The sequence below is a fragment of the Flavobacterium sp. UBA4854 genome (assembly GCF_002399805.1).
Classification (GTDB): domain Bacteria; phylum Bacteroidota; class Bacteroidia; order Flavobacteriales; family Flavobacteriaceae; genus Flavobacterium; species Flavobacterium ginsengisoli.
Genome location: NZ_DHEI01000160.1, coordinates 1 through 262, shown reverse-complemented (window position 1 = coordinate 262; position 262 = coordinate 1). Strand labels below are relative to the sequence as shown.

At 50.8% G+C, this 262-nt stretch carries 1 protein-coding gene; it reads right to left on the bottom strand.

Annotation, left to right across the window (positions count from 1 at the left end):
* Positions 1-262, bottom strand: a 262-nt coding sequence (locus B3J44_RS22920) for a hypothetical protein (protein ID WP_286971680.1), incomplete at both ends; no start/stop codon positions are given.

The following is a 262-nucleotide window of genomic DNA, read 5'->3' as shown; positions in this document are numbered from 1 at the left end:
CCCCGCTTACGCTAACATAATAGACAGTTGTCACTGTTGGTGAAGGGCTGTATGATGCTCCCGTGCTTAATGCCGTTGCTGTGGTCTGATCGGCGTACCATCTAAAAACTGGCGTAGCGACTGTTGCAGACGAAGCCGCCAGAGAGGCTGAAGAACCTGAACATATTGTGGCATCTGCGGCAGTTATGTCTGAGGCCAATCCCAGAGAATTTACCGTTACAGTCACTGCTTTTCTGGTGTTCGGAAGGTTTTCGCAAACCCC